The 19510-nt window shown below is 59.9% G+C and carries 18 protein-coding genes and 3 tRNA genes; 7 read left to right on the top strand and 14 right to left on the bottom strand.

Features of this window, described 5'->3' with window-relative positions; translation table 11 throughout:
• Positions 1–134: 134 nt before the first annotated feature.
• From ACRCJM_RS10805 to ACRCJM_RS10785, 5 genes are all read right to left on the bottom strand, one after another.
• A tRNA-Phe gene (locus tag ACRCJM_RS10805) sits at positions 135–207 on the bottom strand.
• 63 nt (positions 208–270) lie between these two features.
• A tRNA-Asp gene (locus ACRCJM_RS10800) sits at positions 271–344 on the bottom strand.
• A 51-nt stretch (positions 345–395) separates the two neighbouring features.
• Positions 396–468, bottom strand: a tRNA-Glu gene (locus ACRCJM_RS10795).
• Positions 469–846: 378 nt separating this feature from the next.
• Complete coding sequence (locus tag ACRCJM_RS10790) at positions 847–1857, bottom strand: universal stress protein (RefSeq protein WP_431464906.1); 1011 nt, start codon at positions 1855–1857, stop codon at positions 847–849.
• 296 nt (positions 1858–2153) lie between these two features.
• Positions 2154–2810, bottom strand: coding sequence for an LGFP repeat-containing protein (locus ACRCJM_RS10785; RefSeq protein WP_431464905.1), 657 nt, complete (start codon positions 2808–2810; stop codon positions 2154–2156).
• 192 nt (positions 2811–3002) lie between these two features.
• Between ACRCJM_RS10785 and ACRCJM_RS10780 the strand changes: the two genes are divergently transcribed.
• Positions 3003–4340 (top strand): D-arabinono-1,4-lactone oxidase, encoded by a 1338-nt coding sequence (locus tag ACRCJM_RS10780; RefSeq protein ID WP_431464904.1) that lies wholly within the window; start codon positions 3003–3005, stop codon positions 4338–4340.
• Between the two features lie 87 nt (positions 4341–4427).
• On the opposite strand, the gene ACRCJM_RS10775 is transcribed toward ACRCJM_RS10780, so the two are convergent.
• The 4 genes from ACRCJM_RS10775 to ACRCJM_RS10760 form a co-directional block, all read right to left on the bottom strand.
• Entirely contained in the window at positions 4428–5834 is a 1407-nt protein-coding gene (locus tag ACRCJM_RS10775) for an FAD-dependent oxidoreductase (protein ID WP_431464903.1), read from the bottom strand.
• A gap of 179 nt (positions 5835–6013) precedes the next feature.
• The gene (locus ACRCJM_RS10770; protein WP_237199142.1) at positions 6014–6466 is read right to left on the bottom strand and encodes a hypothetical protein; all 453 of its coding nucleotides are present in this window, start codon (positions 6464–6466) and stop codon (positions 6014–6016) included.
• Between the two features lie 274 nt (positions 6467–6740).
• Positions 6741–6863, bottom strand: coding sequence for a hypothetical protein (locus ACRCJM_RS10765; RefSeq protein WP_257617982.1), 123 nt, complete (start codon positions 6861–6863; stop codon positions 6741–6743).
• Positions 6864–7072: 209 nt separating this feature from the next.
• A complete protein-coding gene (locus ACRCJM_RS10760; protein ID WP_237186782.1) occupies positions 7073–7657 on the bottom strand; it encodes a hypothetical protein in 585 nt (194 codons plus the stop codon).
• A gap of 403 nt (positions 7658–8060) precedes the next feature.
• Between ACRCJM_RS10760 and ACRCJM_RS10755 the strand changes: the two genes are divergently transcribed.
• Positions 8061–9215, top strand: coding sequence for a sensor histidine kinase (locus tag ACRCJM_RS10755; RefSeq protein WP_431464902.1), 1155 nt, complete (start codon positions 8061–8063; stop codon positions 9213–9215).
• Positions 9216–9227: 12 nt separating this feature from the next.
• Complete coding sequence (locus ACRCJM_RS10750; protein WP_431464901.1) at positions 9228–9878, top strand: response regulator transcription factor; 651 nt, start codon at positions 9228–9230, stop codon at positions 9876–9878.
• A gap of 108 nt (positions 9879–9986) precedes the next feature.
• Here the strand turns inward: ACRCJM_RS10750 and ACRCJM_RS10745 are convergent, their stop codons facing one another.
• The 4 genes from ACRCJM_RS10745 to ACRCJM_RS10730 form a co-directional block, all read right to left on the bottom strand.
• Positions 9987–12284 carry an FdhF/YdeP family oxidoreductase gene (locus ACRCJM_RS10745; RefSeq protein ID WP_431464900.1) on the bottom strand — a complete coding sequence of 766 codons (2298 nt, stop codon included), beginning with the start codon at positions 12282–12284 and terminating at the stop codon, positions 9987–9989.
• Positions 12285–12314: 30 nt separating this feature from the next.
• On the bottom strand, positions 12315–13196 hold the full coding sequence (fdhD, locus tag ACRCJM_RS10740) for a formate dehydrogenase accessory sulfurtransferase FdhD (RefSeq protein WP_431464899.1): 882 nt from the start codon (positions 13194–13196) through the stop codon (positions 12315–12317).
• A complete protein-coding gene (locus ACRCJM_RS10735; RefSeq protein WP_237209019.1) occupies positions 13189–13488 on the bottom strand; it encodes a DUF6457 domain-containing protein in 300 nt (99 codons plus the stop codon). The genes fdhD and ACRCJM_RS10735 overlap by 8 nt, the downstream gene beginning before the upstream one ends.
• A gap of 66 nt (positions 13489–13554) precedes the next feature.
• Positions 13555–13902: a DUF2218 domain-containing protein gene (locus tag ACRCJM_RS10730; RefSeq protein WP_431464898.1), complete on the bottom strand. Its 348-nt coding sequence runs from the start codon at positions 13900–13902 to the stop codon at positions 13555–13557.
• Positions 13903–14204: 302 nt separating this feature from the next.
• Between ACRCJM_RS10730 and ACRCJM_RS10725 the strand changes: the two genes are divergently transcribed.
• From ACRCJM_RS10725 to ACRCJM_RS10715, 3 genes are all read left to right on the top strand, one after another.
• Positions 14205–15533, top strand: coding sequence for an S-layer homology domain-containing protein (locus tag ACRCJM_RS10725; RefSeq protein ID WP_431464907.1), 1329 nt, complete (start codon positions 14205–14207; stop codon positions 15531–15533).
• 207 nt (positions 15534–15740) lie between these two features.
• The gene (locus ACRCJM_RS10720; RefSeq protein WP_431464897.1) at positions 15741–17219 is read left to right on the top strand and encodes an NCS2 family permease; all 1479 of its coding nucleotides are present in this window, start codon (positions 15741–15743) and stop codon (positions 17217–17219) included.
• A 133-nt stretch (positions 17220–17352) separates the two neighbouring features.
• Positions 17353–17775, top strand: coding sequence for a YchJ family protein (locus ACRCJM_RS10715; RefSeq protein ID WP_431464896.1), 423 nt, complete (start codon positions 17353–17355; stop codon positions 17773–17775).
• An 85-nt stretch (positions 17776–17860) separates the two neighbouring features.
• On the opposite strand, the gene ACRCJM_RS10710 is transcribed toward ACRCJM_RS10715, so the two are convergent.
• Positions 17861–18778, bottom strand: coding sequence for a spermidine synthase (locus tag ACRCJM_RS10710; RefSeq protein ID WP_431464895.1), 918 nt, complete (start codon positions 18776–18778; stop codon positions 17861–17863).
• Between the two features lie 85 nt (positions 18779–18863).
• Between ACRCJM_RS10710 and ACRCJM_RS10705 the strand changes: the two genes are divergently transcribed.
• Entirely contained in the window at positions 18864–19478 is a 615-nt protein-coding gene (locus ACRCJM_RS10705; RefSeq protein ID WP_431464894.1) for a GNAT family N-acetyltransferase, read from the top strand.
• Positions 19479–19510: the final 32 nt, after the last annotated feature.

The following is a 19510-nucleotide window of genomic DNA, read 5'->3' as shown; positions in this document are numbered from 1 at the left end:
CGCTTCAGACCACGCACCGGTGATTGTTGAGATTAACTAAAAGCAGCCCCGGCCTGTGAACCCACAGGCTGGGGCTGTTTTTGTTTTAAAACAAAAAACCCACTCTCATGTAGAAGCCTAGAGAGTGGATTTCGTGGCTCCGACCGGCGTCGATCCGGTGACCTTACGATTTTCAGTCGCACGCTCTACCAACTGAGCTACAGAGCCAGGCATACCCTTAGATATGCCACAACCGCGTCTTCTCACAAGTGAGAACTTACGCGGTCGGAGCGACCCCGACGGGACTTGAACCCGCGACCTCCGGCGTGACAGGCCGGCGCGCTAACCAACTGCGCTACGGGGCCATACGTAAAAACCGAAGTTCTTACATGGCCGTGAAACCAAAGGTTTCACAGTACCCCCAACGGGATTTGAACCCGTGTTACCGCCGTGAAAGGGCGGCGTCCTAGGCCGCTAGACGATAGGGGCTAGTTCGCTGTATCGTGACCGGCTTTGTTTCCCCAGCCCGTCGCTCGAACAAGTAATACATTACGCGAGTTCAAACAGGCGCGCAAATCGAAAACCATCCAAAGAGGCTCTTTAGAGCTAAAAATTGGGTGCCCTGCACCACAATATTCACCCAAAAGTAACCGGAGCTACACACAAACAGCCTAGTCAAAGCACATATTGCTGCCACGGGCGTCCGCGCAAAAAATTTTTTGAACTTTTTTAAAAAAGACGGCAGAACAGCGCCGTCGGAGCCCTTTTCCCTCTGAAAAGGTGCTTCGGCGGGAGCTGTCCTGCCTTTCTTTTGTCTCCAGCCTACTCCCCTGCCGGGGAGCTGACTAGAGCATGTTCATGCTGTGACTAGCCCCAGGTAACACCGACATCGGGTGCCTGCTCAATACGGGGGTCATCGAGCTGGGGAACAATCATGACCGGCACCTGGGTATTGTGCAGGATGCCCTGCGAGGTGGAGCCCAGAATCATGCCGGCAATACCACCGCGGCCGCGAGTACCAACCACAATCATGTCAGCAGCCTTACCCGCTTCTAGCAGAACCTGCACGGGGGAGCCGTCGATAAGCTTGAACTCGATTTCCAGCTGGGGGAAGTAGCCGCGAATCCATTCGGCAGCCTTACGCTGCAGGTCGGCGATTTCGCGGTAGAGGGCCTCGAAGTCAACAGCGGCGGGCACCCAGTTCAGGGCACCGGTGTAGGGGGCGAGCGCGTTGACCAGGGTGAGTTTGACGCCGCGGCGGCTTGCCTCGTCCGCTGCTTGCATCATGGCAAGGCGGGCTTCATCGGAGCCGTCCGAACCAACAACCACCGACTGGCCGCCGCCCAAGATACCGGGGTCAGCTTCAATCTTCTCAGCGTAGGAGTGGGGTACTGCAACGGTGGGGCAATGTGAGTGGGCGGGCAGGGAGGTGGAAACGGTGCCCAGCAGACGACCCAGGAAGCCGCCGTGGGAGCGGGAACCAACCACCATCAGCTCAGCCTTCTTGGAGAGTTCTAGGAGCACAGCGGTGGCATCGCCGGTTTCGACGGTTGCGCGAAGTTCAACGCTGGTTTCGCCAACGCGGGAGTGGGCCTCGTCAAGGATCTGGGCTACGCCATCGGTGAGGGCCTGTTCATCGACCATGGAGTAGCCGGCATCGAAACCGGTGCCTGTGAAGACGGGCAGGGAGTAGGCGGTGACCATACGGACGGGCACCTTGCGGATTTCAGCCTCGTGCACGGCCCAGCGCAGGGCACCGTAGCTCTGCTCGGAGCCGTCAATACCGACGATGATTTCACCGGATGCGTTGGCTACTTCTGCGATATCGTTGCGGGCAGCTACTGCTTTTTCACCGAAGGTGAGAGCGTGTTCGGTCATGGTCATCTCCTTAGATTCATGATGACCCCGCTCTGCCAGCCGGGTTGCCGGCGCTGCTGCCGGGGCCTACTTCTAGTTTAGTCCTCCCCTCGTGAGCGGCGTGACTTATTTCGCCTCATTACCGCACTTATTCATTTTTGAACTAGATAAGGTAAGGACGCCGCACCCCACTCCCCTGGCGCTGGGCAGGGAGGTGGGTGGCGGCGTCCTTGCACCAACGAGCGTGCGTTATATCGCCGAGCATGCAGTAGCCATGCGCACGCTCAGCGATACGGCGCACGCTCGCTGAGAAACACCTAACCTAGGGGGCTAAACACAGCGCCGGAGGCAGTCACCGTCAGCACGCCCTGTTCGGTGTACAGCACCGAGGCATCCCCTACCTGCTGCACCTCAGACACCGGGAAGCCAAAGGCATCTACAGCGCCGTGGGCATTGAAGTAGTCCCCTGCAGGGGTTCCGGACTCAACAAAATGGGCGCCAGTAGCCTCAGACCAGAAGACGTTACCACTAGCCAGACCCGGCTGGGCGAAGCTCTGGCGCACGCCGCTGCCCACCGGCTGCTCGTCGGTCACAGGAATCAGGTTGTACAGGGCAGAGCCGTCACCCGCCGTCACCGCGCCAAAACGCCACAGGTCATAGATAGCGCCGTGTACGGTGTGGGTGCCGGTGACCTCGTTATAGAAAACAGCCCCGTGGGTAAAATTCTGGCCCATAAAACCGGGCGATGTAGGAGTACCGGGGGCAATAAAGCCGTCATCGGTGGGAGCGCCCAGCCAGGCGTAGTCCTCAGGTACCCAGGGCAGGGTGTCGCTGCTTGAACTGGCCGCGATAGAAGAGCCGGTGGCCGCCGTTGGGCTGGCCGAGGCGGGAGCCAGTCCGGTGAGCGCGAGCGCCCCCAGAGCTACAGCGGCAGAGCCGTAACGGGCAAAAGTACGGAGTGAAGAGTTGTTCATGGTGGTTATACCTTCCTTTCTCCAGTACTTCCACCCCATCACAGCCACCCTGGCCCGGGCAAGCAAAAACAGGCAGGTTGATCGAATTGTGAGCCAACTGTTACCAAGCTGTGACCGGCCGCCCAGACTCACAGCCAGCACCCACCTCTTCGTGCGAAAATATGCATGAACGAGCAAGAATCGAGGTAGATTATGGCCGACACCCCGCAGACAAGCCCCTCATGGAGCACCTGGGCGCGCCAACACACCGTGCAGCCCACCGGCGTCCTAGCGCCCCGGTCAGTGCCCGAGCTGCAACGGCAGATTCAGGACGCCGCCGCGGCAGATACCCGGGTCAAGGTAGTGGGGCGGGGGCGCAGCGCGTCCGCCATTGGGCAGCCGGTCGGCACCATGCTGACCCTAGAGCACCTCACCGGCCTGGTGCGGGTGGACCCCGATAATCTCACCGCCACCTTCCTGGCGGGCACCACCGTGCGCGAGGCCAACCGCCTGCTGGGCCACTACAACCTGGCCTTCACCAACCTGGGACGACTCGACGAGCAGACCCTGGCCGGGGCAATTTCTACCGGCTTTCACGGCACCGGCCTAAGCTACGGTATCTTTGCCACCCAGGTCGCCGAGCTCAAGCTGGTGGACGCCACCGGTACCCTGCTTACCTGCTCACCCCAGCAGAACCCGGAAATTTTCTCAGCGGCCCTCTGCGGCCTGGGTGCCCTGGGCATCATCGTGGAACTGACCTTTAAGGTGGTGCCCCAGTTCCGCCTGCACGCGGCTGAGCGCGGCCACACCTACCAGAGCATCGTGCACTCTTTTGAAGACCGCTCCCGCGGGGCGGACCACTACGAATTTAGCTGGTTCCCGGGCTCCGGCGAGGTGCGCACCCGCAGACTCACCCGCCTGGCCCTGCTCACCGACGGCTACATGCCCGCCAGCGCTGCCCTGAGCCAGGCCCGGCGCTACGGCGGCGACCATCTGCTCAACAACGGGGTATTCTCGGCGCTCAGCTACGCCGGAGCTAAGGTGCCTGCGGCGCAGCCGGCGCTGAATAGGGTAGCCAACTGGGCTAAGGGCAACCGCCGCTACGCCGACTACTCGGCCCGCGTTTTCACTATTCACCGCACCGTGCGGCAAAACAATATGGAATACGCATTCGATATGCCGCAGTTTGCCGACGTCATGCGCGATGTGCGCGCCCACCTGTCGTCCTACCGCAGCCAGATGGCCTACCCCCTGGTCGTGCGCACCGCTGCCGCCGACGACATCTGGCTTTCCCAGGCCTACGGGCGGGAGACCTTCTACGTCTCGGCGCGCGCCTACTGGCGCCAGCCCCACGCCGAACTGTTCGGTGTGCTTGAGGGGGTTTTCAAGGAGCACGGCGGACGCCCCCACTGGGGCCAGTACCACACCCAGGACGCGGACGCCCTCGCCCAGCTCTACCCCCATTTCAACGACTTCGTGGAGCTGCGCGAAGAGCTAGACCCGTCGGGCCTCTTCCTCAACCCCTACCTGGACTGGGTGCTCATGCGGTAGCCCCCGTAGGTACCACCTAAATCAGAAAAACCCACCTAGTTGGTGGGTTTTTCTGATTTAGATGGTCTTTTCTGAAAGAACCTGACGCTACTCGCCGCGTGAAATCGCCGTCATCTCGTCACGGTCAACCACCTTGATGCGGGCGCGGGGCTCGCCGGCAGCGTCCTTGGACTCTGCGCCCAGGGCCTTTTCGTGGTCGTCCAGGCGGTGCCAGCCTTCCCAGGTGGTGTAGCGGACGCCCGCCTCGTCGAGGAAGGCCTCAATGGCTGCGGGGTCGGCGGCCTCGGCGGTGTAGAGGTTCTCGCGGTCTTCCAGCAGGTGGGTGACGGTTTCGAGGGCGTCTGACTTGGTGGAACCAATTAGGCCGACGGGGCCGCGCTTGATCCAGCCGGTGGCGTAGAGGCCGGGGATAGGTACGTCGCTGTCGTCGATGACGCGGCCCTCGACGTTGGTGATGACGCCGCGTTCGCTGTCGTAGCCGACCTCAGGCAGTTCGGAGCCGAAGTAGCCGATGGCGCGGTAGACGGCCTGCACGGGGTAGTCGATGAACTCGCCGGTGCCGGTGACGCCGCCGTTGCCGTTGAGCTCGGTGCATTCCATCTTGATGCCGGTGACCTTGCCGTGTTCACCGAGAATTTCGGCGGGTGACTGGAGGAAGTGCAGGTGCAGGCGGCGGGAGGCGGTGCCGGGGTTTTCCTTCTGCTCTTCGAGCCAGCCGTTGAGGGTCTTCATCATGACCTTGGTCTGGGCGTTGGTTTCCATGGCTTCGCGGGAGGCCTCGTCGAACTGGAAGTCTTCTTCGTAGAGCACGATGTCAACGTCGCGGGAGTGGGCCAGTTCGCGCAGTTCGAGGGGGGTGAACTTGATCTGGGCGGGGCCACGGCGACCGAAGACGTGCACATCGGTGACGGGTGAGGCCTTGAGACCTTCGTAGACGTTGTCGGGGATTTCGGTGACGAGCAGGTCGTCGGCGTGCTTGGAGAGCACACGGGCGACGTCGAGGGCTACGTTGCCGTTGCCGAGCACTGCGATTTCTTTAGCTTCCAGTGGCCAGGTGCGGGGCACGTCGGGGTGGCCGTCGTACCAGGAGACAAAGTCGGACGCGCCGTAGGAGCCGGTGAGCTCAACGCCGGGGATGTCGAGGTCGGCGTCCTTGATGGCACCGGTTGCGAAGATAATGGCGTCGTAGTGCTTGCGCAGGTCGGCCAGGGTGACGTCGGTGCCGTAGTTGACGTTGCCGAAGAAGCGGATGTCGCCGCGGTCGAGCACCTTGTGCAGGGCGTTGACGATGCCCTTGATGCGGGGGTGGTCGGGGGCTACGCCGTAGCGGATCAGGCCGAAGGGGGCGGGGTAGCGGTCGAAGATGTCGATGGCTACGGGCACGACTCCGGTGCGGACTTCTTCGCTTTTGGTGAGGATGTCTGCGGCGTAGATACCTGCGGGGCCTGCACCGATGACGGCGACGCGCAGGGCGCGGGGGGCTTCGGTTGACACGGGTTTTCCTTTCGGCGCCGGGCGTAGGTGGGCACGGCGGGTTGGGACTTTGGTTCTGCTCTAGTCTACCGAGTTTGGGGCGGACGCCGTCGCCCCGGTTACAGAGTAAGTCCTGGGGTTACCGCGGGTAGGGGCCGGTCGTAACAGATGTAACAGATGCAGGCGGGGTGCAGGGTGCTTTAGATGGCTCCGGCCTGGGACCAGCCAGCGTCTAGGCATTCTTGGGGAGCGGTGAAGATACCGGTTTTGTTGTTCTCGCTCTGAGCAAGGACTTCTGCCGGGATCTGGCTGTAGTGCTGCTGGTATTCTTCCTCGCTCATGTAGTCACTGGCTAGTTCTTGCTCAGCAAACTCGGTGGGGTCAGCTAGTGTGCCACCGAAGCACATGACGCCGGAGTAGAGCACATAGATATTGCCGGTGTCGATGCCCCGCTGAATATCTTCGTTAGAAATAGTGGGCCCCTGGGTTGCCAGCTCTTCGGGGCTGGCGGTTGCTGTGGTAGCAGGTGGCGGCACAGTGGTGGTGCGGACGCTCGGGGTGGAGCTTGGTGCCTCAGCTGTAGTGGACGCGCCGCTGGAGCAGGCAGCCAGTAGCGGAATGAGTAGGGCAAGGGGAAGGGCTCGACGTGGCATGGTGCAATCTCCTTTGAATGCCAAGAATGGTAATTATTCCAGCAGACACACCTGAAGTTTTCAAGAGATAAAAGCACCTTCAGTACTTAAGTACTGAGTTGTGCTTAGAAACTTGGCTCAACACTCCTTAAGGGTATTTTCCTCTTCACGCCAGCAGTCCCAAACTAGGCAGACATAGAAGTAAACAGTTAGGTGCATACTTTAACTGAAGTGTTTCTAGACAACCGCTAGGCCTGCATCTCACAGCTGGAGATGCAGGCCTAGCGGTGTCTGTTTACTGATTCTCGCGCTTAGCTTTTTGGTGCCGATACAGAGTTACCGTAGCAACACACAAGGTAGCAATTGCACCACCGTAGGTGATGTAGCTCAGAAGCGAGCTGAGAGTTTCTGAAGTCATGTTTCGCTCCTATTTAAAATATTTGGGTTAATATCCTGACGGCTTATTGATCTTCCACCATATTCCTGTGGCTACAAGCAATAAGAGTGCCGGTATCGCAACATAGATAGCCCAAGCCACACCTGAATACCACGATTCTAATGCTTTTAAACTGATAGAGGTGAAAAATGCAGACAGACAAAGAGCCCAGACTGATTTTTTATCCATATTTAAGGCATATTCTGCACTAGCCAGGCGTATACATGATTTGACGATACCCCAACAATAATCCCACCAAGGAAAGGATTATGTTGTAGAAATAAGTTAAACGCAGCATAACCTCTCTTTCCATAATACACGCCACCCTTAATAATTAGTCTCAGCGTAGAGTAGAGCGCTCCCCCAGTTCGAATTGCAGCCTGGAGTAAAATTCGAGCCACATGCACCACGATTAGAGGAAGGGCCTGTGCTGAATGCCCTGGCTCTATATCTGTCATGCGTGTAAGATAGAGGGCAACTTGGCCACGGCTGTTATAGCCTGCCCCATGTCTTGTAACGAAATTTCGATAAGCCCGATGCGCTCCGCTTCCCGGCGTTTCTGGAAAAATCTTCTCAATCTCTTCTATTGATGCATTTTCTGGAACAAAATCAAGTAAAGAATACCATTCATCAAAATTTTTTGATGATTTTACAGGTACAGAAACCTGTCCCTTCGAAGCATGAGCAGGACTTGAGAAGTTGCAAACCACTGCTGCAGCACCAGCTGCTAGCGATGATTTGAAGAATATACGACGATTGAGAGCAGGAAGGGACATTTCATTCTCCTTTGAAGGAAATTAATATATAACGAATAACCGAAACCCATCGGCGTTTATCCACAGGTTTCATGTCACATTTTGATGGTAGGGGGCGAAGGGCGCCCCGGCAAGGAAAAACAGCCTCTGGAGGCAAGGTCAGCACCTTAGTACTGACTTTCACCCAGACCCTTGACATAGCTCACATATATGGGTTATCAAAGATGAAGATTTGTACCCATCTGAGAAAGTGAAGACCCTTGAAATCCCTTGTCACAGTCCTCATCGCAACCAACCTTCTCTTCGCATCAGTAGCACCAAGCTACGCCCAAACAGAAATATATGCTCAGGAGGCAACCCCTACTCCTATGCGGTTCTGCAAAATCCTCCAGCACATACCACCCTTCTGCAAGCAAGCACACCAGTGACCCAGCTACTACACACCCTACGGTCCCTGCCGACCGCACGTCCTTCCCGCGCAGTCCGGCTCACCACACTCATCCTTTCTCTAGCAATCGGCGCTACAGGCTTCTTCCAAGCCGTCAGCCATCCCGACAGCTACCTATCCCTGCATATCGTCTTCTTCGCGCTCATCACCCTCTGGGCGGCGCTCTACTACACCGCCTACCGGTACTCTGTATATGCCCTGTGCGCGCTCATGCTTCTCAGCTCGGCCTACTACGACCAGGAGTCCGCTCTGCTGGCCTTCTTCATTCTTGCCTGCACCTTTTTGTTCGTTCTTACCGGCCCCCTACCAGGTATTTTTCTCCTCGCCATCTCACACATAGCTGGAGAAATCATCACAGCTTACACCCTGCTGCGGCCCTTTAACCTGTTAACACTCAGCATCAGCCTTTTCCTCTTCATAGGCACCCCCCTAGCACTACGAATCTCCTGGGAGCAGAAAAAGACCCTGGCCCAGGAATATGCCGACTACAAAGAACAGGTAGCTGAATCCAACCGCGCCCTAGCCCGCGAACTCCACGACACCGTAGCCCGGCACATCAGCGTCATCGGCCTCACCACCGGCCAAGGACTCGATGCAACCGACCCCAGCGGCAAAGATGCCGCTCTGCACACCATCGAAGAACACACCCACAAAGCCCTCACAGACATGCGCCTGCTCATCCGCACCACCCGAGGCGACACCGACCCCACAGCCCTACCCCAGACGTCCGCCCCCACCATCGACCTCAGCCAAACCCTAGCCCAAGCCCGCAAAGATCTCACCGACCACGGCTTCACCCTGCACGAAAACATCACCATCACCGAAGCCGACCTACCCGACGGAGTACGCCCCACCTTCCACAAACTCATCCAAGAAATCTGCCACAACGCCAAAAAATACGCCCAACCAGGGTGCACCATCACCGTCACCGCCAAACCCAACCTCACCGGCGTAACCGTCATCACCTCCAACCCCGCCGCCCCCAGCAACCCCAAAAAACGCACCCGGGGCACCGGCTACGGACTCGTCGGCATAGGTGAGCGCATCCGCGCCCTCGGCGGAACCATGCACTACGGAGTAACAGACACGACCTGGAACCTCACCATCCACCTGCCCCTCGCCACCGCCTAGAAAGCACCCACCATGCAGCAACCCACTGTAGCCCTCATCGAAGACAACCCCGACTTCAACGAACTCCTGGGCCTCTACATCAAAAACGACCCCGACCTCAACCTCATCGCCACAGGACGCAACGGGCAAGAGGCCATCACTATTGCCAACACCCTACGCCCCGAGGTCTTCCTCATGGACCTCAACATGCCCGTCATGGACGGCATAGAAGCCACCCGGCACATCCTGGCAACCCACCCAGACACCAAAATCATCGCCGTCACCACCTTCGATAGCTACAGCTACGTCAGCCAAGCCCTCACCGCAGGCGTCCACGGCTATCTACTCAAAAACTCCCGCGCCAAGGAAATCAAACAGGCAGTCACAGCCGCAGTTGAGGGGCGGGCCATCATCGACCGGCGGGCCCTCGCCAGCCTGGTCATCTCCATGAACCTCACCCAACCACCCCAGGGCGACCCCTGGAGCGAACTCAACGCGACAGAGCAGGCCATCACCAAACTCGTCTGCCTGGGGCACACTAATCAGGAAATCGCACAGGAACTGAACTACTCACTCTCAAACGTCAAAAACACGCTCTCACAGGTCTACAAAAAGATGGGCGTCACCACCCGCACCCAGCTCCTGGTACACGCTGGGCACCACAACTTCCCGGTGCTGGACTAAACCTCTGATGTAATCAAAAGCTTCATCAGCATGTTCTTAGAACGCGCTGATGAAGCTTTCGATTACCTTGGGCGGGCCGGGGCCCGGCCGTCCGCCCGCTACCGCCGGTTAAGCCTTACGCCCCAGCGATTCCAGGCGCACCAGCACCGACTTATACACCGGAGTGTTCGAGCGCTTAGCCGCCGAATCCAGCGGAACCAGCACGTTCCCCTCGGGCAGGTAGACGGTGCAGCAGCCGCGGGCGTGATCGTACTCCACCACGCGGAAGTTAGGAGCCCGACGCTCGCCGTCCTCCCAGACCGACACAATATCCACCAGGGATCCGTCCTCAAGGCCCAGGGCGGCGATGTCGTCCCGGTGCATAAAGACCACGCGGCGGCCACCGCGCACGCCGCGGTAGCGGTCGTCCAGCCCGTAAATCGTGGAATTGAACTGGTCATGCGAACGCACCGTCGACAGCAGCAGGTGACCCTCGGGGACCTCCAGCACATTGGTCTCATTGACCGTCAGCCGGGCCTTGCCGGTTTCGGTGTTGAAGACGCGCTCACGCGGGCCGTTCGGCAGGTAGAAACCACCGGGCTTCTCAATCCGCTCGTTGTAGCGCTCAAACCCGGGGATAGTGCCCTCAATAGCCTCACGAATCACGCCGTAGTCGTCGATCATGGGCTGCCAGAAGTCATCACCAAAGGTTTCACGACCCACCGAGCAGATAATCTCTACCTCTGACTTGAGGTCGAGGTCATCGTTAGCGGTGCGCTTGCCGATAGAAGCAGAGACGATACCGAAAGAGTTCTCCACGGTAATCTTCTGCGGGCCGGACGCCTGCACATCGCGGTCGGTACGGGCCAGGACGGGCAGAATCAGGGCCTTCTCGCCGGGGAAGGCGTGCGAACCGTTGGGCTTGGTCGAAAGGTGGACGGTCATTTCCTGGCTGCTCATGGCCTTCTCGCAGGCGGTGGTATCTGAGGCAACGCGCACCAGGTTACCGCCCAGGGACATGAAGAACTGGTTCTTCCCATCGCGCATCTGGCGCAGGGCGTCCACGGTATCAAGGCCGTGCTCCCGGGGGACGGGGAAGCCAAAGTAGTCTTCAAGAGCCGCAAGGAAGGGCTCGGGCATCTTTTCCCAGATACCCACGGTGCGGTTGCCCTGCACGTTGGAGTGGCCGCGGAAAGGCGCAGAACCAGCCCCGGGTTTACCCATATTGCCGGTGAGGAAGAGGAAGTTCATCATCTCTCGCAGGGTAGCCACAGACTCGCGGTGCTGGGTGACGCCCAGGGTCCAGGAGACAATAGCGTTTTCAGAGTCCTCAACCAGGTCGGCCACCCGCGCCACCTGGGCAGCTGAAATGCCAGAGCCGCGTTCCAGCTCAGCGTCGTCCAGACCCAAAAGGTGCTCGCGTAGCTGCTCGAAGCCGTCCGTAAATTTCTCAATGAAAACGTGGTCAATGGCGTCGCGCCGAATCAGCTCTTTGTTGAGCTGCTGGAAGAAGGCGCGGTCGCCGTCCAGCCGCACCTGCAGGTACTCGTCCGCCAGCTTCTCGGGCACAATCATGCCCACCGGCGACTGGGGTTCGCGGAAGGCCATCAGGCCGGTTTCGGGCATGGGGTTGAGCACCACCATCTTGCCGCCGTTTTCCTTCATCTTCTTGAAGCTGGTCAGCGAGCGCGGGTGGTTGGTGCCGGGGTTCTGGCCTACAGAGATGAGCAGGTCGGTAGTTTCGAGGTCGCTCATGGTGATTGAGCCCTTGCCCAGGCCGGCGACCTCTTTGAGGGCGACGCCGGTGGACTCGTGGCAGAGGTTACCGCAGTCGGGCAGGTTGTTAGAGCCCAGGCGGCGGGCCAGCAGCTGGAAAGCGTAGGCTGCCTCGTTGGAGGCGCGGCCCGAGGTGTAGAAAACGGCCTTTGTGGGGTCGGTTTTCTTGAGCTGCTCGGCAATCAGTTCAAAGGCATGCTCCCAGGTGACGGGGCGGTAGTGGTCGTCCCCGCTAGAGCGGTCGTAGAGCAGGGGCTGGGTGATGCGGCCCTGCTTGCCCAGCCAGAAATCGGTCTTGTCGCGCAGCTCGGTCACTGAGTACTGCGCCCAGAAATCGACGCCCGCGCGTTCGGGGGTGGTCTCCTCGGCAATCGCCTTGGCGCCGTTTTCGCAGAACTCCACCACGTTCATATCTTTCTGGTGGGGTTCGGGCCAGGCGCAGCCGGGGCAGTCAACGCCGCCGTGCTGGTTCATATTAATCAGGGGGAGCAGGCCGCGGGCGGGGATAGCGTGTGCCATGGCGTGCAGTACACCACCGGGGCCCGCTGCGACCTTGGTGCGGTGGCCAATCTTGGGGTTATCAAAGGCCGTGGCTTCTTCGCTCACGCGGCTGACAACAGGGACGTCTTCGTGCTTGCTTACCGTGCTCATACACCCCAGTTTAGCGTGATGTGTGCCAGATTACTGAGCTAGCTGACCCGAGTACAGGTTAAAACGTCGTTCGCGGGCAAAAGCGACCAGGGTGAGGCCTGACTCCTTGGCAAGATCCACAGCCAGCGAGGACGGGGCAGAAACCGCCACGAGCGCCGAGAAACCGGCAAGTACTGCCTTCTGTACCAGCTCAAAGGACGCCCGGGAGCTGACCACCAGCGTCCGCCCCGGTAGACCGGGGGCTGGGGATTCTAGCCCACCGTTCATGAGCAGGTGGCCGACGACCTTGTCTACGGCGTTGTGGCGGCCGATGTCTTCGCGGGCAACCAGCAGTTCGCCGCTCGGGTCAAAGACGGCGGCGGCGTGAATACCGCCGGTTTTTTTGAAAATCACCTGGTGGTCGCGCAGGCGTGCAGGCAGTTCCAGCACCTGGGCGGGGGTGAGGGCGGTAGGCGGAATAGGGCGGGTAGCCTTGCCCATAATCGAGTCAATTGAGGCCGACCCGCAGACCCCGCAGGCCGAGTTGGTCACCGTCAGGCGCAGGGGTGCGGCCTTCTCAAAGAGGGGTAGGACGCTGCCCGGCGAACTGGCCTGGGGATTTTCGGGGGCTGTGCGGCTCAGGTCAAGCACATTGTAGGTGTTAGCGCCATCGGGCCCGGTGGCCCCGGCGCAGTAGCGGGCGGTACTGATTTCTGCCGCGCTCTTAATCAGCCCTTCGGCGTGTAGGAAGCCGTGGGCCAGCTCAATGTCGTGCCCCGGGGTGCGCATGGTGGTGGTGACGGTCTGCCCGTCCAGCCTGATTTCGAGGGGCTCCTCGGCGGTCAGGGCGTCAGCACGACGGTCTACCGAAAAAGTGCCGTCGTCTTTGAGCACATAGCGGGTGGCCGGGGCGGTGCGATTCAGCCTACCCATCGGCCCGCTCTTTATACTCATCAATGAGGATCTCCACCTGCTCCAAAGCTGCGCGGACGCTCTCCACCTGCTCATCAGCGTCCTGCCCCGGAGCCTGACCGGCGGCATACCCCACCAGGAAAGCAGCCAAGGGGGCCGCAGGGCGCACCACCCCGTGCGCCACATGCTTGGTCATACCCAGAAGATGGGGCATAGCATTTTCCATCAGGGCAGGGTCAAGGTTCAGACGGGAAGAAAGCTCGGCAAGGAAATCGCGGGCAATCTCAAGGTCGCGGGGGTCTCTCTGACTCATAACGCTCCAACGGTGCAGCGGGGAAAAAATTTCAGTTTCAAACATACACCCGCCTGCGCCAAGAGCCTAGAGGACTACGAAAGTGACGGTGAGGCCGTCCTTCTCACCAAATCGCTCCAGGTGGCGGCCCAGCACGCCCTCAAGGCGCTCTCGCCCCTCGGGGCTCTCAGCGTAGGTCAGCAGGACAAGACGCTCAGCGCCGTCCACCTCCTGCACCAGCACATCGCCGTAGCCGCCAAAGTTGCCGTCCCGGTTAAAGGTGAGCCGGTGGCCGCCCTCCATCTCCTCAGCCAGGATCTTATGCCCGAAGTGGCTAGCCAGCTGCTTGGCATAGCGGGCAGGGCGGTCAGTCAGGACGACGGCACGCGAGCGGGCAGACATCGTCGAAATATCAGGGTAGACAGGGTTCTGCATGGGCAAACCTTTCTTGAAAGTTAGGGTTGCCTAACATTCTATCCGAGGGTCGCTTTGCCCCCTACCCCCACATAAAATTACGCCACCCGCCCCTACATCTTTCATCTCGCAACCTATACTTACATGTGACAAGAACACCTTGCCCACTCGCAAAAATCTTGCCCACTCGCAAAATACTGTAGAGGCTTCAATCATGCACACACCCCCCCCCGAAACTTAAGGTAACCCGCGCACAGGCACTTACGCTTGCAGCATCAGGGCTAGCTGGAGCCGCCCTTAACTCAACAGAAGCACACGCCGCTATCCCCGTCGTTGGAGGAATCCGGTCTCTTTGGGCTACCAATCCAGCCCGTTTTGGCTCGCCCCTCAGCCCCGAGCAAGCCCTCAGCCCAGTTACCTCATACCAGCCCTTCAGCAACGGCATTATTATTTGGAACCTCCACTCCGGAAGCCATTTCTACCCTGGAAATCCCCACCGCTTCATTCGCACCGGACCTCGCAATCTCCTACGTGACGCGAATAAACATCTAGGAAGCCAAGACGCCCTTCTCATCGGAGACTCACAAATAGGTGACCCTAGCCTTAGCCCCAGATTCTGGGTCGGGCAGGGGTTCGCCCAAGCTGGCTACCGCCCTCATTTCTACAGCTGGGGTGGAATCGGCGTCCATGCCGTAAACCAATACCACCCCTCCTACTTTGATAGCGTCATCAACAATGCCCGCGCTCTCCCCTTAGGCTCCCCAGGTATCGTCTACATCCAAGGGTCCGGCAACGACCTCTGGACTGGACGTAGCTACCAAGATACTGCCGAAGGTCTACGTACTATAATCAGACTCCTCCGAGAGCTCTACCCCCACAGCCTCATCATGCTTTCTGAAGTTGTCAGTCGACGTATACCTGAGCAAACCAACCGTCACCAACTTTCAGACCACCTAGCAGCCGTAGGCAAACAAGAAGGAATCCATGTAGTCCCCAACCGTTTCTGGATTACAGATAAAGGTGTTGCCCACCTACTACAAGACTCCGTTCACCTCTCACCAGCAGGCCATAACGCTCTGGCGCCCCACCTAGCCGCCTGGATTCGCTGGGCTACCGGCAAAGGCTTCACAGACGTGTTTCCCAACACCGGTTTTTACCAAGAAATAAATTGGATGAGAACAAGTGGTATATCAACCGGCTGGGAGGACGGAACCTACCGACCCTGGGCAACCATGAATCGTGACGCCATGGCAGCGTTCTTCTACCGACTCGCTGGCTCTCCACACTTCATTCCACCAACCGTTAGCCCTTTCAGAGATATCACCCCTTATTCCAATTTCTATAAGGAAATTACGTGGCTCCGCACCACCGGAATAACCACAGGCTGGACAGACGGCACCTACCGTCCCCTCACCCCAGTAACGCGTGAAGCTTTAGCCAGCTTTCTTTACAGACGAGCAGGATCCCCCGCATTTACCCCACCAAGAGTTAGCCCTTTCATCGACGTCTCCCCAGCCAATGAACACTACAAAGCTATTAGCTGGATGCGATCTATGAACTACGCCCGTGGCTGGTCAGACGGAACCTATCGCCCTCAAGAAGCAGTTACCCGTGACGCCATTGCAGCCTTCCTCTACCGAATGGGCAGCTAAACACTAGGCTTCCCTCTTCTCAACTGAAGCTCTGGAAAAACACTGCAACCATCATTGCTTTTGCGCTGACTCACATCATTCTTTACCCGCTGGTACGCCTCCGCAGGCGTACACTGGACAGGTACATCAGCGCCGTCCGCACCAAAGACGGCGCACTTTCATTTCTGGGCCACACAAACCCACACGAGTATCTACGGATTTTCACGAATGTCTTCTGAGAACACCGCGGCTCACAAACCCGCACCCTCAGCGCCCACCAGCGCCCTCGACCGCTACTTCAAAATCACCGAACGCGGCTCCACCCTCTCCACCGAAGTCCGCGGCGGTCTAGCAACCTTCTTCGCCATGGCCTACATCGTGGTGCTCAACCCCCTCATCCTGGGCCTCGGCCCCGACGGCGCAGGCAACACCCTCGGCGTCGAGCGCGTCGCTGCAGCAACCGCGCTCGTGGCGGGCGTCCTGACCATCATTATGGGTCTCTGGGCCAAGCAGCCCTTCGCCATGGCGGCGGGTCTGGGCGTCAACGCCCTGCTGGCCTCCACCATCGCAACCACCCCCAACCTGACATGGCCCCAGATTATGGGCCTGGTCGTCTGGGCCGGTATCGTCATGGCTATTCTGGTGCTCACCGGCTTCCGCCGCGCCGTCTTCGACGCCGTCCCCGAATCGCTCAAGACCGCCATCGTCGTGGGTATCGGCCTCTTCATCTCCCTGATTGGCCTGGTCAACGCGGGTATCGTCCGCCGTATGCCCGATGCCGCAGGCACCACCGTGCCCGTCTCCTTCGGCGCCGGCGGCCACCTGCAGGGCTGGCCCATCTTCGTCTTCCTCTTCGGCCTCTTCCTCACCATCGCCCTCTTCATCCGCAACGTGCGCGGTGCGATTCTGATCGGTGTAGTTGCCTCAACCATCTTGGCAATCGTGCTGGAAAAGGTCTGGCCCTCCGGCTCCTCCATGGACTCAGCCACCGGCTGGTCCCTCATGATCCCCGGCATCCCCACCCAGTGGATCGGCCACCCCGACCTCTCCCTGCTGGGCTCCGTTGATATGGTCGGTGCCTTCTCCGGCTCCTCCCTGGGCACCCTGGGCGCAACCATGCTCATGTTCGCTATCCTGCTGGCAGTCTTCTTCGACGTCATGGGAACTTCCGTGGGCCTGGCTTCTGAAGCTGGCACCATCGACGAGGACGGCAAGATCGAGAACATCGACCGCGTTCTGCTGATTGACGCCGCCGGTTCCGTGCTCGGTGGTGGCTCATCATCCTCAGCCCACCAGATCTTCGTGGAATCCGCCACCGGCATCGGTGAAGGTGCCCGCACCGGCTTCGCCAACATCGTCACCGGCGCCCTCTTCCTGCTGGCTGTCTTCATCTCCCCGCTGGTATCCATCGTGCCCTTCGAGGCTGTCGCCCCCGCCCTGGTCGTCGTGGGCTTCCTGATGGTCCGCCAGGCCGTTCACATCGACTGGACCGACTGGGGCCTAGGCATTCCCGCCTTCCTCACCATCATCATGATGCCCTTCACCTACTCCATCGCGGACGGCATCGGTGCCGGCTTCGTCGCCTTCACCTTCATCCGCCTGGTACAGGGCCGCGGCAAGGAAGTACACCCGATTATGTACATCGTCTCAGCCGCCTTCCTGGTCTTCTTCGGCATGGGCGTGATTGAGGGCTGGATGCACGCCTAACCCTCCCCTTTCCTCAGTACCCCAGTTTTGGTGCAGTTACCCCGGTTTTTACCCGAGGTGCCTGCACAAAAACTGGGGTATTTGCTTTTAAAGAGGACGGGTTGGCCACCTGCCTACCTGTTTTAATAGAGGCATGCTTGAACCCGATACCCGCTGCCCCTGCGGCACCGGCGATGTGTACGGCGCCTGTTGCGGCCGCTACCACTCCCGGTTTGCCCAGGCCGGCGAACTAACTGCACCGACCCCCGAAGCGCTGATGCGCTCCCGCTTCACCGCCTTTGCGGTGGGCCTGCCCGACTACCTACTGGCTACCTGGCACCCGAGCACGCGGCCGGCGTCCTTGCACCTCGACGACAGCCTGCGCTGGTACCGACTCGACATTCTCAGCACAGCAGGCGGCCCCTTTGACAGCACCGGCGGCGTAGAGTTCGCCGCCTACTACCGGTCAGTGCCGGGGACGCCCGAGGACGAGCGGGTGCGAGGGGTACAGACCGAAGTCTCCCGCTTCACCAAGGACGGCGGGGTGTGGTTTTACGTTGACGGTGAGGTCAGCTAACCCCGGCAGACATTTTCGCCCTATTCCTTTTCTCACGACCCTAGAGATTATCTCGGGGTGAAGAGAGAAGGGATAGGGCGATATTTTATTGGCCAGCACGAAGCTGGGCGTCCAGCTGAGCCAGGTCAGCTTCGGGCTGGGCGTCGCGGCGCGGGGTAGTCGAACGGGCGAAGTCGCGCACCCAGGCGTCGTCCTTGTACTGGGCAGGTACCCCGCCGCCCAGCAGGCGCTTGGTGATGGCGGCGGTAGCCAGGTCACCGGCTACCGGCAGGGGCGCGTGGGAGCCGGCGATAATGACGTTGCCCTTACGCCGCCCCTTGAGCATGGCCGGGTCGGCCACAATGCAGGTGTGTTCAAAGACCTGGGCGATAGCGGCTGCCTCGGCCCGGGCACCGGCCAGGGAGCGGTCGTCGCCGCAGTTGATGATGTAGAGCCCATTTGGGGCTAGCGAGCGCTCGGCCAGCTGGGTGAATTCGAGGGTGGTGAGCGGCTCCGGGGTGATGTAGCCGGCGAAGACGTCGCGGATGATGACGTCGCGTGAGGCCGGGGCGAACCCTTCGGTGACAGCGCGGGCTTCACCCACCCTGATTTTGATGGTGGGGGATTTGGGCAGGTCGAACCATTCGCGTACGTAGGCAGCGAGTTTGCCGTCGAGTTCGACGACGGTGTTGTGGGAGGCCGGGTATACGTCAGCCAGGTAGCGGGCCATGGAGCAGGCCCCGCCGCCCAGGTGGGTGATACGGAGCTTGGCCGGGTCGAGGTGGGCGTCGACGAAGGGTTCGATAACGGCCGCTAGCCAGCGCATGTATTCGAAGTCGAGTTCGCGGGGCTGGCCCAGCACGATGTGGGAGGATTCCATGCCGTTGATTTCAAGCACCCAGCCACCGGGGGTGTAGTCGTCTTCGATGAGTTCGGCGATGCCGGTGTCGATGGGGTAGGTGCCTTCAACGAGGGCTTCGGGGGTTTCTACCTGTTTTTTGGGGGTTCGTCTGCGTTTTGCCACCCCTCTAGCCTAGTGGGTGGGGCGGGTGCTGGAGGGCTTGCTAGAGTGAGAGGGCAGTGACAGTGATGTGAAAGGACGGACGCGCGTGGGTTTTGTAGCTAATGGCAGGTATGTGGTGACGCCGGTAGGCGCTGAGGACGCCGAGAAGTATGTTGACCTGCAGTTACGGTGCCTGGCGGAGACCTATAACGGGCTGGTAGACCCCGATTTTGGGGCCCGGCAGGCGGCTGAGCGGGACGGCTGGTTGGAAGAGTTTGCTGAGAATATCGCAGCGCCCGGTGCCCGCGCCTTTTTTGCCTACGAGAATCCGGCATGGACGCCCGCCGGTGGTCTGAGCTGTGCGGTGGGAGGCGAGATTGATTGGGAGGCCCCGGTCGGTTTTGCGCTGTCCCGCCCCGGCCCCCTGGCCTGGGAGCTAGAGATTGGCCTACCCCCGGTTGATGAGGGGACGCGGGAGCTCACCCACCTTTATACTCTTGCCTCGACACACGGCACGGGCTTAGGGGCGGCTCTTTTTGACGCTGTTCTCTACCCTGATGAGCCTGCCTACCTGTGGTACATCGTGGGCAATGAGCGGGCTCGGGAGTTTTATAGCCGCCGGGGCTTTGAGGACGAGGGGCTCCCCATCGACTGCGGTGGCGCCTGGGATCCCGCTCGAACAGCCCGTATGTACCGCGGGCTGACACTGCCTTCGCACTAGAGGGGTTCAAGCCTTTCTCCGCCCTCACAAAA

This window comes from Rothia sp. L_38 (assembly GCF_050689125.1).
Taxonomy (GTDB): Bacteria; Actinomycetota; Actinomycetes; order Actinomycetales; family Micrococcaceae; genus Rothia.
The sequence above is the reverse complement of the archived record's forward strand: the minus strand, read 5'-3'. Positions and strand labels throughout refer to the sequence as shown.